General features: G+C 73.4%; 10 protein-coding genes and 1 pseudogene. 4 read left to right on the plus strand and 7 right to left on the minus strand.

Annotated features, from left to right (window positions below; all coding sequences use genetic code 11):
• Positions 1-2: 2 nt before the first annotated feature.
• Positions 3-878, minus strand: coding sequence for an ABC transporter permease (locus ABD234_RS09980; RefSeq protein WP_038371974.1), 876 nt, complete (start codon positions 876-878; stop codon positions 3-5).
• 152 nt (positions 879-1,030) lie between these two features.
• On the opposite strand from ABD234_RS09980, the gene ABD234_RS09985 reads away from it, so the two are divergent.
• Entirely contained in the window at positions 1,031-2,503 is a 1,473-nt protein-coding gene (locus tag ABD234_RS09985) for a sodium/glutamate symporter (RefSeq protein WP_051486712.1), read from the plus strand.
• Positions 2,504-2,574: 71 nt separating this feature from the next.
• Positions 2,575-4,272, plus strand: coding sequence for an amidohydrolase (locus ABD234_RS09990; RefSeq protein WP_038371972.1), 1,698 nt, complete (start codon positions 2,575-2,577; stop codon positions 4,270-4,272).
• A gap of 51 nt (positions 4,273-4,323) precedes the next feature.
• Here the strand turns inward: ABD234_RS09990 and ABD234_RS09995 are convergent, their stop codons facing one another.
• From ABD234_RS09995 to rfbB, 6 genes and pseudogenes are all read right to left on the minus strand, one after another.
• Entirely contained in the window at positions 4,324-5,169 is an 846-nt protein-coding gene (locus tag ABD234_RS09995) for a polysaccharide lyase family protein (RefSeq protein WP_344355723.1), read from the minus strand.
• A gap of 136 nt (positions 5,170-5,305) precedes the next feature.
• Complete coding sequence (locus ABD234_RS10000) at positions 5,306-6,247, minus strand: alkaline phosphatase D family protein (protein ID WP_344355726.1); 942 nt, start codon at positions 6,245-6,247, stop codon at positions 5,306-5,308.
• Positions 6,248-6,348: 101 nt separating this feature from the next.
• Positions 6,349-6,813 (minus strand): annotated as a pseudogene (locus ABD234_RS10005) (PhoD-like phosphatase N-terminal domain-containing protein); the annotation flags it as partial.
• Between the two features lie 180 nt (positions 6,814-6,993).
• Entirely contained in the window at positions 6,994-8,220 is a 1,227-nt protein-coding gene (locus ABD234_RS10010) for a S1 family peptidase (RefSeq protein WP_038371969.1), read from the minus strand.
• 192 nt (positions 8,221-8,412) lie between these two features.
• Positions 8,413-9,837: a sugar nucleotide-binding protein gene (locus ABD234_RS10015; protein WP_344355731.1), complete on the minus strand. Its 1,425-nt coding sequence runs from the start codon at positions 9,835-9,837 to the stop codon at positions 8,413-8,415.
• Between the two features lie 31 nt (positions 9,838-9,868).
• Positions 9,869-10,870, minus strand: a complete 1,002-nt coding sequence (gene rfbB, locus ABD234_RS10020; protein WP_344355734.1) for a dTDP-glucose 4,6-dehydratase — start codon at positions 10,868-10,870, stop codon at positions 9,869-9,871.
• 262 nt (positions 10,871-11,132) lie between these two features.
• Here rfbB and ABD234_RS10025 point away from each other — a divergent pair, with 262 nt between their 5' ends.
• Positions 11,133-12,455, plus strand: coding sequence for a UDP-glucose dehydrogenase family protein (locus tag ABD234_RS10025; protein ID WP_344355863.1), 1,323 nt, complete (start codon positions 11,133-11,135; stop codon positions 12,453-12,455).
• A 307-nt stretch (positions 12,456-12,762) separates the two neighbouring features.
• Positions 12,763-13,740 carry an endonuclease domain-containing protein gene (locus ABD234_RS10030; protein WP_156954096.1) on the plus strand — a complete coding sequence of 326 codons (978 nt, stop codon included), beginning with the start codon at positions 12,763-12,765 and terminating at the stop codon, positions 13,738-13,740.
• The last annotated feature ends 52 nt before the right edge of the window (positions 13,741-13,792 follow it).

Genomic DNA, 13,792 nt, shown 5'->3' on the forward strand with positions numbered 1-13,792 from the left:
GCTCAGACCTTTCCGTGCCAGGGGGTCAGCCGGTCGCCGACCAGACGGATGCATCCGTCCAGCGCGACCGCGACCAGGCCGATCACGATGATGCAGGCGATGGTCAGCGGGGTGTTCAGCTGGGTGCCCGAGATGTAGGCGAGCCCGCCGATGCCCGGGATGCCGTTGTTGAGCTCCGCGGCGACGACGGTGGTCCAGGCGAAGCCGACGGACAGGCGCACGCCGGAGAGGATCGAGGCGGCCGCCGCCGGCAGCACCACGTACCGGGCCACGTCGACGGGCCCGGCGCCCATGGAGCGCGCCGCGAGCACCTGGTCCTCGCGCACGCCGCGCACGCCGTCGATGGTCGCGATGACGATCGGCGGGAAGGCCGCCAGGAACAGCAGCAGGTACTTGGAGGTGTCGCCGATCCCGACCCACACGATGATCAGGCCGATGTAGCCCAGCGGCGGCAGCGCCCGCAGGAAGTTCAGGTAGGGCGCGAGGGCCGTGTTCACCGGCTCCCACATGCTCATGAGGAAGCCCAGCACGACACCGGCCACCACGGCCAGGGCGACGCCCAGACCGATGCGCTGCAGGGAGGCGACCAGGTGCTCCCACAGGTAGTAGTTCTGCACGCCGCAGACGGTGCGTCCGGAGGCCTCGTCCACCACCAGGCAGCGGTTGGCGTCGACGAACGCGGAGAGCACCGCGCCGGGGCCGGGGAGGTAGAGCGGATCGATCAGCCGCAGCGCGGCGACCGCCCACCACAGCAGGATGACCAGCAGCAGCACCGCGGCCTGCAGGGCGCGGGTGCGCAACGTCCTGCGGGAACGGCTGCGACGAGCCCGGGTGGCGACCTCCGCGGAGGCGTCGGCGGCAGACGCAGTGGTGCTCATGCAGGTACCTCGGTCCAGCGCAATGACAGGAAACGCCCAGGACCCTACCGCAGTCCCCGCCCCGCCGTGACCCGTACGTTACATTTGGCATCCGCTCTTCCCCCGACGCGCGGGGACGCACTCCCCCACGGCGCCCCTGCGGAGAGGCCGCCATGCCTGCTCTCCTCGCCCTGTCCCTGATCGGCGCTTTCTGCCTGCTCGGAGTGGCCCTGCGCCGCCGGATCCCGCCGCTGCGCAGCGCCCTCGTCCCCGCCACCGTGATCGCCGGGTTCCTCGGCCTGATCGCCATGAACCTCGGCCTGCCCCGCCTCGTCGACGGGGTGGACGCGTCCGTGTTCGCGGCGCTGACCGCGCAGCTGTTCACGCTGTCCTTCATCTCGATCGGACTGGCCCGCGCGCCGCGGACGGACTCCCCCGGCACCGCGGGGCGCACCGGCGGCCGGCGCGCCTCGGGGCTGCTGCTGGGCGCCTGGGCGATGGGCCTGACCTGGGTGGTGCTGTTCACCGCGCAGGCCATCGCCGGTTTCGGCGTGGTCGCCGCCGTGGGCGGACCCTCCGACATGCACCCGATGTACGGGCTGCTGGCCGCCTTCGCCTTCGCCCAGGGACCCGGCCAGGCCGCCACCTTCGGCGCGATCTTCGAGCAGCAGGGCTGGGAGGGCGCCGTCGACGTCGGCCTCGCCTTCGCCGCCGCCGGGTTCTTCGCCGCCTTCGCGCTCGGCGTCCCGCTCGCGCGCTGGGGCATGCGCAAGGGCCTGGCCCGCCACGCCGCCCCGTTCACGCCCTCGGTCCAGCGCGGCTACTTCGGCCCCGAGGAGGACACCGAGCAGATCGGCCGCCAGACCATGTTCTCCGGGAGCATCGACACCCTCTCGCTGCACATGGCCGTGATGGGCGTGTGCTACCTCCTCGCCCACGGCCTGTCCTGGGCGTTCTCCTTCCTGCCCGGGTTCCTCGGCACGACCATGAGCGGGTTGATGTTCTTCAACGGGCTGCTGGCCGCGTACATCGTGCGCTGGGCGATGGGCCTGCTGCGGGCGGATCATCTGCTCGACCCGGGGATGCAGAACCGGATCACCGGCTTCACCTCCGACTTCCTGGTGGTCGCCTCGTTCATGGCCGTGCAGCTGGCGGTGGTCCTCGCCTGGATCGTGCCGATCCTCGCGACGATCGCGGTGGTCACGGCGCTGTCCCTGGTCATCGCGTTCTTCCTGGGACAGCGGTACGGCTCCGACCACGACTTCGAGCGCGCGATGGGCATGTTCGGCACGGGCACCGGCACCACGCCGACGGGCCTGGCCCTGGTGCGGATCATCGACCCGGGCATGCGCACCCGCACCATGGCGGAGATGGGCCTGATGAACCTGCCGGAGATGACCTACCTGCCGGCCATGCTCGTGATCTCCGCGGCCTTCGCCGGCAGCCTCGGGGCCTGGCCCGCGGCCGGCATCCTCGTCACGCTGCTGGCGGGGATCGTGCTGCTGATGCTGGCGACCCGCTCCATCGGCCCGCGCACCTGGACCTTCCGCGGCGGGCACGCGGCCGCCCCGGCCGCCGACGCCGAGACCGCCGAGTCCACGGAGTCCGCGGACTCCCCCGCAGCCGTCGACCCGTCCCGCGACTAATGCCCGTCCGCGACCGACGCCCCGTCCGCGACGGACGCCCGCCCGCGGCCCTCCCGACCCGAAGGAGCCCCATGGCCACCCTGTTCCACCACGGCAGCATCCTCACCATGACCGACCAGGACGAGCGGCCCGAGTCGGTCCTCGTGCGCGACGGTCTGATCGAGCACGTCGGCCCGCTCGCCGAGGGCCGCGCCCTGCTGCGCGAGGGCGACGAGGAGGTGGACCTCGACGGCGCCGCCCTGCTGCCGGGCTTCATCGACCCCCACGGGCATCTGCTCACCCACGGGATGATGGCGGCGTGCGTGGACCTCGCCGAGGTCCGCAGCATCGACGAGATGGTCGCCGCCCTCCGGGAGGAGCTGGCGCGGCGCCCGGACGCCGACGCGGACCGGGCCCTCATCGGGGTGCGCTACGACCCGGCCCTGCTCGCCGAGCACCGCCACCCCACCCGCCACGACCTGGACCGCGTGAGCACCACGGTGCCCGTGTTCGTCCTGCATCGCAGCGTCCACATGGGGGTGGGCAGCACGGAGACGCTGCGGCGCAGCGCCATCACGGCGGAGCTCCCCGATCCCGAGGGCGGCCGCTTCGGGCGGGAGGCCGACGGCCGCACCCCCGACGGCTACATCGAGGAGCTGTCCGCCCTCGCCGCGGTCGGCCGCGGTCTCGCCGTCGAGGGCGGCGGCACCGCCCTCATCCCGGGACTCGCCATCGACCCGGCCGAGGCGCTGCGCCTGGCGCAGCAGGACTACCTCCGCCACGGCATCACCACCGCCCAGGAGGGCGCCGCCGACCCGGCGGCGGTCGACGCCCTCGCCGCGGCCGCGCAGGCCGGGGCGCTGGACCTGGACGTGGTCGCCTACCCGCTGATGTCCCACGGCGGGGCCGGCTGCTTCGCCGACCATCCCGAGCTCGCCGGCGCCTACCGCGGCAACCTGCGCCTGGGCGGCTACAAGATCATCCTCGACGGGTCGCCGCAGGCCCGCTCGGCATGGATGAGCAGCCCCTACGAGCCCCTCGAGGAGGGCCCCGTCCCGGCCGATGCGACCGCGGAGGCGGGCGCCGACGCCGCGGCCGAGGAACCGGGCGCCTGCGCCTGCGGCTACCCGGCGCTGCGCGACGAGGAGCTGGCGGGATACGTCGACCTGGCCGTGGAGCAGGGCCGCCAGCTCATCGTGCACTGCAACGGCGACGCGGCCGCCGAGCAGTGGATCCGCGCCTGGGAGCAGGTGCTGGAGCGGGACCCGGCCGCCTCCCGGATGCGCCCGGTGATGATCCACGCCCAGACCGTGCGGCCGGACCAGATCCTCCGCATGGCGCGCGCGGACATGATCGCCTCGATCTTCGCCGTCCACGTCTACTTCTGGGGCGACGTGCACCTGCGCAACCTGGGCCCCGTGCGCGGGCGCCGCATCTCCCCCACCCGCACGGCCCTGGACGCGGGGCTGCGCGTGACCCTGCACCAGGACGCGCCCGTCACCCCGCCGGACATGATGCTCACGATCTGGGCGGCCGTGAACCGGATCAGCCGCGAAGGCCGGCCCATCGGCCTCGAGCAGCGCATCTCGACCTGGGAGGCGCTGCGCGCCGTCACGGCCGATGCCGCCCACCAGTACGGCGAGGAGGACTCCAAGGGCACGATCCGCCCCGGAATACGCGCGGACCTCGTGGTCCTGGACCGCGACCCGCTGGCGACGGCGCCGGAGCAGCTGCGCGACATCCGCGTGCTGCGCACGATCAAGGACGGGCGGACCGTGCACCGGGCGTGAGCGCACGTCCACCGTTGGGCGCCGCAGCGCCCCCCGAGGGCTCGGCGGCGCTCAGGCCCGCGCGAACAGCCCCACCGCGTCCCAGGCGACCCAGCCGCCCTCGACCAGGTGCAGCTCGAGCACGTTCTCCCCGGCGTCGAGCATCGCGGCCGGCACGGGGAGCTCATGGTAGGAGCGCTGCAGGGTCGATCCGGGCACGGTCGCATCGCCCTCGCGGGAGCCGCGGGTGGCGCCCTGGGGCAGCGTGACATCGGCCAGGTGCTTCCCGCCGACGCTCACCCGCAGCGTCCCGCCCAGTCGCGTGGTGTCCACCAGCCAGAGGGCGAGGTCGAGGTCGCCGGCGGGCCGCTGCGGGAGCGGCACCGTCCAGCGGGCACGGTAGGCCTTCCTGCCGGCCCAGGCGTCGCCCGGGCCCGGGAGCAGGTACGGCCATGCCTCTGCGGGCCGATCGGTCCCCTGCACGTACTCGATGACGGCGTCCGGGTAGGTGGTGGGGATCCGGGCGTAGGAGGAGGGGGCGAAGCGGTGCTCGAGGGTGCGCCCGTCGAAGACGCCGATGCTCGCGATCTCCCGTCCGGTCGCGGTGACCGAGGGCTGGGAGGCCGCGGTGACGGGATCGCTGGGCCGGCCTCGCCGGCCGGCGTCGGAGACCGCCAGCACGGTGTAGGTCCGCTCCTCCCCCGCCGGGTCCAGCCCGTGGTGGACGAAGCGGGGGTAGACGGTCTTGCCGACGAGGTCCTGCTCGCGCGGGGCATCGGGCGCGGCGCCGCCGGCCACGGCGTAGATGCGGTAGTGGTCGATCAGCGGATCGAAGCCGAGGCTGTCCCAGCTCAGGGTGATGGTGGTCAGGGCGGGCTCGGCGACGATGCCCGAGACGGTGGCGGGGCGGGGGCTCATGGTGCGTCCTCTCAGGCCGGGATCAGGCGGGGGTCGCCCGCCGGGGTGACGAATCGGGCGGAGAGCTCCTTGGGCGCGGTGTCATCGGCCTCGATCCAGGGGACGATCCAGAAGCTGGAGGTCATCTCCTGCTCGGTCAGGCGCACGTGGACGTAGCCGCGGCGGCGTCGTAGTGCTTGACGTAAGGGTGACGGGTCCAGTCCTCGGTGTAGCCGTCGGTCACGGCGCCGTCGCCGTCGGAGGCGACGGACGTGCACACCAGCTCCACCCCGATGGTCTGCGCGTCCGGGTCCGCGGCATCGGCGCGCAGCTCGGCGGCGACGTGCTTGTGGATGTCGCCGGTCAGCATCACCGCGTTCCCGGCCTCGGCCATGGCCTGCAGCAGGCGGCGTCGGGCGGCCGGGTAGCCGTCCCACATGTCCGTGCGGTCCTCGGAGATCGGGGTCAGCACGACGCCGTTGGCCAGAAGGTTCCACGTCGCCGGGGACTGCACGAGCCGCTGGTCGGCCCATTCCTCCTGCTCCGCCCCGAGGATGCTGCGGTCCTCGGCCTGCTGCTCCTCGGCGCTCGCGGGCTCGGGGTCGCGGAACTGCCGGGAGTCGAGCAGCGTGAGACGCGCCAGCGACCCGACGTCGATGCCGGCGGTGATGTCGGTGGCCGGCCCTTCGGGCAGCGCCGCCGCGTCCAGCGGCATGTTCTCGTAGTAGGCGCGGTAGGCGACGGCGATGCGGTGGGCGAACAGCTCGTCGGGGAGTCCGTAGGCGGAGCGGGCGCCCTGGTAGTTGTTCTGGACCTCGTGGTCGTCCCAGACGGCGATCGCCGGCACGCGGGCGTGCACGGCCTGCAGATGGGGATCGGACTTGAACAGGGCGTAGCGCAGGCGGTACTGCTCGAGCGTCTCGACCTCCACGGCGTGGGCCGCGGAGACCTCGGCGCCCTGGCGCCAGAGGTTGCTGCCCGTGATGCCGTACTCGTAGATGTAGTCGCCGACGAACAGGACCAGGTCGAGGTCCTCCTCTGCGGCGAGATGCCTGTGGGCGGTGAAATGCCCGTGGTACCAGGCCTGGCAGGAGACCACCCCGACGAGAACGACTCGACCGCGGCCCCCTCGGCCGGCAGCGTGCGCAGATGCCCGATGGGGCTCGTCTGCCGCCCCACCACGAAGCGGTACCAGTAGTCCGTGGCGGGGTCGAGGCCCTCGACGCGGGGATGCACGGCATGGGCCAGCTCGGCCTGGGCCAGCGCCTGGCCGCGCCGGACGATGCGGGTGAAGCCCTCATCGGCCGCGACCTCCCAGCGGACCGCGACGTTCCGGGCCGGCATCCCGCCGTGCCCGTCCTCGGCCAGGGGCTCGGGGGCGAGTCGCGTCCACAGCACGGCGCCGTCCGGGCGCGGGGCGCCGCTGGCCACGCCCAGGGAGAACAGCCCCTCGCGGTGGGGCAGCGGGTCGGCGACCGCCGCGGGGGCGTCGATGCCGAGGGCGATCACGGCGGCCGAGGCGCCGCTCAGCTGCAGCAGACGGCGGCGGTCGAGGGTCGGGACGGGCGGGGCGGGCGGCATGCGCACTCGTGGGGTCGGGAAGGGCTGGGAGCGCTCCCAGCCTCCCAGACGCCGGTGACCTGCGGGTGGCCTTCGTCGGAACATCGGCCGACGGCGCACGCCGCCGCACGCGCGAGATCGACCGGATCCTCCGTGTCAGGACGATCCGGCCGATCGTGCGAGCACCCGGCCGACGACGACCTGGGCCGGCGACGGCTCGGGCCGGCGGCGGCTCGGGCCGGCCGACGCCCCGAGCCGGCGGCTCCTCGGCCCGGCCGGCCCGGCTCAGCCGGCGTACACCAGCCCGTAGTGGTCCAGGGCGTCCTCGACCGGCTGGAAGAAGGACGAGGTCCCCTCGACGTAGCCCTGGTCGAAGCCGCAGTCCTGGCCGGCCGGGCCGCCGGAGGTCATGCCGATGGCGTAGCCGCCGGCGACGTAGGCGCCGCCGGAGTCCCCGGCCGCGGTGCAGATGTCCGAGGCGCCGAGCCCGGTGACCCGCGCCTGCTCGCGGCCCTGCGCGTCGGTGTACGCCACGGTGTAGCCGTACCCCTTGATCTCTCCGCAGGTGATGCCGCTGGTCGCGCCGGACTTGCAGGCGTCGGTGCCCACCGGCGGCGTCCACGTCCCGCGGGACGCGTCCAGCTCCTGGCCGTAGCCGTAGTCGTTGACCTCGCTGGTCATGTCGACGCCGGCGGCGATCTTCGCCAGGCCCATGTCCTGGTCGTCCTGCCCGTCGTAGGAGACGAACTCGGTGCCGGCGTTCCTGGCCAGCAGCGTGCCCGACTCGTCGCGGATCTCGTCGCGGCCCTCGAGGCAGTGCCCGGCCCAGATCATGTACTCGTCCCCGGAGCTGTTGCGGGCGGGGAACCCGGCGGAGCAGTAGCCGCCGGTCTCGCTGATCACGGCCTTGTCGCCGCCGGTGAAGGTGGCGTGCGCGGCCATCGGCGCGCCCTCCTCGACGACGACGGCGTCGCCGAAGGGCGCGGCGTACTCCTCCACCGCGGAGGCGTCGCCGGAGACGGTCAGCACGACCGCGTCGCGCCGCACGTCGGGGGCGATCGTGACGAGCCCGGTGTCCACCGGCACGGAGGAGGTCAGCTCGGAGGTGATCTGCCGCAGCTCGTCCTCGCCGTGCTCGGGGGCACGCACCTCGAGGCCGATGTCCAGGGCGATCTCGGCCTCGATCGAGCCGACCGGGGCCTGCAGGACCAGGCGGTTCTCGGCGTCGAAGTAGGCGCCGTCGAAGTCGAGGCCCTGGGCGTGCAGCTCGGCGTACAGGTTGTTCTGGGCCTCCTGCTCCTCGAGCCGGTCGATCTGCTCGTGGACGCTGATCCCGGAGCCCTCGGCCAGGAGGGAGATCTCCAGGGGCGAGAGCTCGAGGTCGATGAGCTTGGGGTCCGGATCGGCCGGAGGGCCGTCCCCGGAGGGATCGGCGAGCGCCGGCAGGGCGCTCGCGGCGAGGAGGCAGGCTGAGGCGAGGGAGGCCAGGGGGAGGATGCGAGCGAACTTCACGGCGCTCTCCGTTCGGTGGTGCGGGGGCGGGGAGGGAGGCGCACGTTCAGGGAACGTGCAGAACCGCACGGTAGCCGCGATTCTGTGGCGCGTCTAACAGCGCAGGTAACGAGGAGGTCACGGCGGCGGGTCGGCGCCCACCTCCGGGCCCGCCCCCGGGCCGGTCCCCCGGCCCGGGCCCGGGCTCTCGGCTCAGCGGGCCGCCGCCCCCAGGTGCTCGCGCAGGGCCACCAGCTGGTCCCGCGGGGTGAAGCCCGCGGCGCGGATCTTCGCGAGGTCCAGCACGGAGCGGCGCGGGCGCGGGGCGATGGTGCCGTCGCCCTCGGCGCGGCCCTGGGCGGCGTAGTACTGCGCCGTGCTCACCCCGGTGATCCGCGCGGGATCGTGGCCCGTGGCCGCGAAGACCTCTCGTGCCACATCGGCCCAGCTCATCGGCTCCCCCGCATTGGAGAGGTGGTAGGTGCCGAAGGGCGCATCGGCCCGCAGCAGGTGGTCAATCGCGGCGGCGAGATCCGCCGTGAAGGTCAGGCGGCCCACCTGGTCCTCCACCACGCTCGGGTCCACGCCCCGGGCCGCGAGGGACGCCATGGTGTCCACGAAGTTGCCGCCCGCGCCCACCACCCAGCTGGTGCGCAGCAGGTAGTGCCGCGGCAGGGTCGCCACCAGCTGGTCCCCGGCGGCCTTGGTCTGCCCGTACACGCCCAGCGGGCTCGGGGCCTCGTCCTCGCCGTGGACATCGGCCGAGCCGTCGAAGACGTAGTCGCTCGAGACGTGCACGAGCACCGCTCGATGCCGGCGCGCCGCCTCCACCAGGCGCCCCACGCCGGTCACGTTCGCGGCCCAGGCCTCGCGGCGGCCCTCCGGCGTCTCCGCACGGTCGACCGCGGTGTACGCGGCGGCGTTGACGATCACCCCGTAGGGCGCGAGGTCGAAGGCGTCCACGCTCGCGGCATCGGCCAGGTCCAGCCGGTCCCGGCCCACCACGTCGACATCGGCCCGCCCCTGCCACAGCGCGGCCAGCGCCCGGCCCAGCTGGCCGGTCGCGCCGATGACCAGCGTGCGCCGCGGCGGCACCGGGGCGACCTCCTCCAGGCGCGGGTGGGCGAGGTCCTTGGCGGAGCGCTCGGCCTGCTCGAGCGGGATCGGCCACGGGATCGCGGCGGTCTCGTCGGCCAGGTTCAGGAAGGTGTACTGCGCCTGCGCGGCCTCGGACCAGTGGTCGTTGACCAGGTACGTGTACGCGGCCGGAGCCTCCAGGGTCTGGAAGGCGTTGCCGACCCCGCGCGGCACGAAGATCGCGACTTCGGGGGTGATCTCGTGCCAGAACGCGGTGCCGAAGGTGGGGCCCTCGCGCAGGTCCACCCAGGCGCCGAACACGCGGCCCGTCGCCACCGAGATGTACTTGTCCCACGGCTCGGCGTGGATCCCGCGGGTCACCCCGACTGCCTGGTTGAAGGAGATGTTGTTCTGCACCGGCCCCAGGTCCGGCAGGCCGGCAGCGATCATCTTCTCGCGCTGCCAGTTCTCCTTGAACCAGCCGCGGGCGTCCCCGTGCACGGGCAGATCGACCACCAGCAGGCCCGGGATCGGGGTGGTACGGACGGCGAGCTCGGTCATGGCGTGCGCTCCTTCGGGATCCGGGGGCCGGTCACTGGCCGCTGGCGGCGTACTTGGCCTCGGTGACGTCCTTCTGGTGGCGCCACCAGCCCTCGTGCTCGCGGTACCAGTCGATCGTCGCGGCCAGCCCCTCCTCGAAGTCGCGGTAGGCCGGCTCCCAGCCCAGCTCCGTGCGCAGCCTGCTCGCATCGATCGCGTAGCGCAGATCATGGCCGGGCCGGTCGGCGACCAGGTCGTAGTCCTGCGGGTCGCGGCCCATCAGCTGCAGGATCAGCTCGACGACCTGCCGGTTCGACCTCTCGCCGTCCGCGCCGATCAGGTACGTCTCCCCGATCCGGCCCGCATCCAGGACCCGCAGCACCGCGCTGGAGTGGTCGTCGACGTGGATCCAGTCGCGCACGTTCGCCCCGCTGCCGTACAGCCGCGGCCGCACCCCCAGCATCAGGTTCGTGATCTGGCGGGGGATGAACTTCTCCACGTGCTGGCGCGGCCCGTAATTGTTCGAGCAGTTCGAGATCGTCGCCTGCACCCCGAAGGACCGCACCCACGCCCGCACCAGCATGTCGCTGCCGGCCTTCGTCGCCGAGTACGGGCTGGAGGGGTTGTAGGGCGTCGCCTCCGTGAACCGCTCGGGATCATCGAGCTCCAGGTCGCCGTAGACCTCGTCGGTCGAGATGTGGTGCAGCCGCGTCCCATGGCGCCGCGCCGCCTCCAGCAGCGTGAACGTGCCGATCAGGTTGGTCTGCAGGAACGGCGAGGGGTCGCGGAGCGAGTTGTCGTTGTGCGACTCGGCGGCGTAGTGCACCACCGCATCGGCCGCCGAGACCAGCTCGTCGACCACCGCAGGATCGGCCACGTCCCCCTCGACCAGGGTGACGCGGGAATCGGGCAGCCCCTCCAGGGACGTCTTGTCCCCGGCATAGGTGAGCTTGTCCAGAACGGTGACGGTGTCGTCGGTGTGCTCGAGCACATGATGCACGAACCCGGAGCCGATGAACCCGGCTCCCCCGGTGACGAGCAGATGACGAGTCATGGATGGTCTCCTGGAGTTCACTGCGCCGGACGGTCCCGTTCACGGCGGTGGCGTTGACTGCGCGGGTGAGGCGCGGGGCCCGTCCCCGCACGACCGAGCCGCCTCGCATTCTACGGATGCGGCACGGTCCCTCGCTCCGCTCGCGAAAGGCAGCCCGCCCGTGGTCGACCTCCTGCCCTCCCCGGCCCCGCCCCGCACCGCCCCCAGCGCGGACCTCGCCCCCGCCCCGGCGGACCGCGCCCCGGCCCCCGGCCCGCTCGCCGTGTCCGTCATCGGCTGCGGATACCTCGGCGCCGTGCACGCCGCCTCCCTGGCCCAGATCGGCCACCGCGTCACCGGCCTAGACGTCGACGCCGACCGCATCGGCGCCCTCGCCGCCGGCCGCGCCCCGTTCCACGAGCCCGGCTTCTCGGAGGTGCTCGCCCGCGGCGTCGAGGAGGGCCAGCTCTCCTTCACCGTCGACCCCGGCGACCTCGCCGGCTGCGACGTGCACTTCCTGGCGCTGGGCACCCCGCAGCGCGAGGACGGCCTCGGTGCGGACCTGCGCTACATCGACGCCGCCCTCGACGCCCTCGAGCCGCACCTGCGCTCCCGGGCCGGCCGCCCCACCCTCGTCGTCGGCAAGTCCACGGTCCCCGTCGGCACCGCCCGCAGGATCGCGCAACGCCTCGCCCCCATCCCCGGCGTGCACCTCGTGTGGAACCCCGAGTTCCTGCGCGAGGGCTTCGCCGTCGCCGACACCCTCCGCCCCGACCGCCTCGTCTACGGGGTCGCCGACCCGGACGGGGCCGATGCCGCCGTCGCCGTCGCCCTGCTGGACGCCGTTCACCGCCCCCTGCTCGAGGCGGGAGTGCCGCGCCTGGTCGTCAACTACGAATCCGCGGAGCTGGTGAAGGTCTCCGCGAACTCGTTCCTGGCCACCAAGATCTCCTTCATCAACGCGATCGCCGAGCTGTGCGACATCACCGGGGCCGATGTCTCCGACGTCGCCGAGGCCATCGGCATGGACGACCGCATCGGCCCGAAGTTCCTCCGCGCCGGGATCGGCTTCGGCGGCGGCTGCCTGCCCAAGGACCTGCGCGGCCTCATCTCCCGCGCCGGGGAGCTCGGGGCCGTGGACTCCTTCGCCTTCCTCCGCGAGATCGACGCCATCAACACCGGCCGGCGCGAGTACGCGCTGCGCCTGGCCCGCCGCGCCCTGGACGGCCGGCTCGAGGGCCGCCGCGTCGCCGTGCTCGGCGCCGCCTTCAAGCCCGACACCGACGACGTGCGCGACTCCCCCGCCCTGGACATCGCCCTGCGCCTGCACGGGGAGGGCGCCGACGTGCGCCTGGCCGACCCCGCCGCCCTGCCCGGCGTGCGCCGCCGCTACCCCTCCCTGCCCACCGCCGACACCGCCGAGGACGCGCTGCGCGGCGCCGAGCTGGTGCTGCTGCTCACCGAATGGCCCGAGTACCGCGCGCTGGACCCCGTCCGCGCCCGGGTCCTCGTCTCCCGCCCCGTGATCATCGACGGCCGCGGCGTCCTCGACCTCGGCAGCTGGCGCGACGCCGGCTGGGAGGCCCTCGGCCTCGGCCGCCGCTGACCCGGGCCCGGCCGGCCCCGGACCCGCCCCATCAGGCCCCCGCCCGGCCCATCAGGCCCCTACCCAGCCGAGCCCCGCCTGCCCCGGCTCCGCTTTCCCATTGCCCGGCCTCTGATCCTGCTCCGCACCGGACCGATCCCGCAGGTCGGCGGACACAGACGGCTGTCCCAGGTCCTCGAGCCAGGCGATTGCCTGGCTCGAGGACCTCAGCCAGCCGTTCGTGCCCGCCCGCCGCATCGGCCCGGGGTTATCCACAGCCCGCGGAGGCCTCCGTGCGCCGAGCCCGATGACCCGCGAGCATGGGCGGATGCGCACAGGGCTGAGGGCACTTCTGAGACTCTGGACCTACCGGGACCTCCGGGCCGCCGGGGTGAACCGCCGAGAGATCGCCGCGCGGCTCGAGAGCGGCACGCTCCGCCGCTGCGCCCCGGGCTGGTATGCGGAGGCGGGCGCACCTGCGGATGTCACCGCGGCCCTGCGGCGAGGAAATCGGCTGACGTGTGTTCCTGCCCTGAAGCACTACGGCGTGTGGGTGGTGCACTCCCCGGGTCTGCACGAGATCGGTCGGCGCATGACGAGCGCCGCGCTCGTCCCCGCATCGGACGATTCGCCGGTCCACACGCATGGCCGCCTCGAGGCGTGGCCGGACGACGAGCCGATCATGCCGCTGCTCGTGGCGCTCGAGCACGCCGCGGCCTGCGTACCGGTCGAGGACCTCGCCATCATGCTGGACTCGGTCGCGAACCGGGGGCTCGCGCACCCGGATGACCTCGAAGAACTCCTCCTCCGTCTGCCCCAGAAGGTGCGCCGGGCGATCGGCACGATCGAGAAGCGCGCAGAATCCGGTACCGAGACTCGAGTACGTCGTCACCTGCAGAAGCTGCGGGTGAAGCTCGGCGTGCAAGTCCGGATCGCAGGAGTGGGCCGGGTCGATCTGCTGGTCGGGGAGAAGCTCATCATCGAGTGCGACAGCCGGCAGTTCCACACCAGCGACGACACCTACCACGAGGACCGGCGCCGCGACCGGGAGGCGGTGCTGCGCGGATACGTCGTCGTCCGGCTGACCTGGCGCGATGTGATGCTCGATTGGGAGAGCACGTCCTCGTACCTCACGGACCTCGTGCGCCATGAGATCCATCGCGCTCCACGGATGCGTCGGGCCGGTCGGGTCGAGTCCCGGCCCCGACTGCGGACGCAGCCGTCCCTCCGGGCCCGGGTCGACATCCCGAGACGTGTGCTCGGAACCTCCGCAGCGACGGCACCCGGCCGGGCAGGCCGCGACTGATCGGAGTGATCCGCGCGCGCCCGCCTACCGCGGGCGGGTACGCGCCGTGCGG

Source organism: Brachybacterium phenoliresistens, assembly GCF_039530785.1.
Taxonomy (GTDB): Bacteria; Actinomycetota; Actinomycetes; order Actinomycetales; family Dermabacteraceae; genus Brachybacterium; species Brachybacterium phenoliresistens.

Excerpts from the sequence above, each read along its gene's own strand:
- ABD234_RS09985 (WP_051486712.1), top strand. The coding sequence starts at position 1,031 with ATGCCTGCTCTCCTCGCCCTGTCCCTGATCGGCGCTTTCTGCCTGCTC.
- rfbB (WP_344355734.1), bottom strand. The coding sequence starts at position 10,870 with ATGACTCGTCATCTGCTCGTCACCGGGGGAGCCGGGTTCATCGGCTCC.
- ABD234_RS09990 (WP_038371972.1), top strand. The coding sequence starts at position 2,575 with ATGGCCACCCTGTTCCACCACGGCAGCATCCTCACCATGACCGACCAG.
- ABD234_RS09995 (WP_344355723.1), bottom strand. The coding sequence starts at position 5,169 with ATGAGCCCCCGCCCCGCCACCGTCTCGGGCATCGTCGCCGAGCCCGCC.
- ABD234_RS09980 (WP_038371974.1), bottom strand. The coding sequence starts at position 878 with ATGAGCACCACTGCGTCTGCCGCCGACGCCTCCGCGGAGGTCGCCACC.
- ABD234_RS10015 (WP_344355731.1), bottom strand. The coding sequence starts at position 9,837 with ATGACCGAGCTCGCCGTCCGTACCACCCCGATCCCGGGCCTGCTGGTG.
- ABD234_RS10030 (WP_156954096.1), top strand. The coding sequence starts at position 12,763 with ATGCGCACAGGGCTGAGGGCACTTCTGAGACTCTGGACCTACCGGGAC.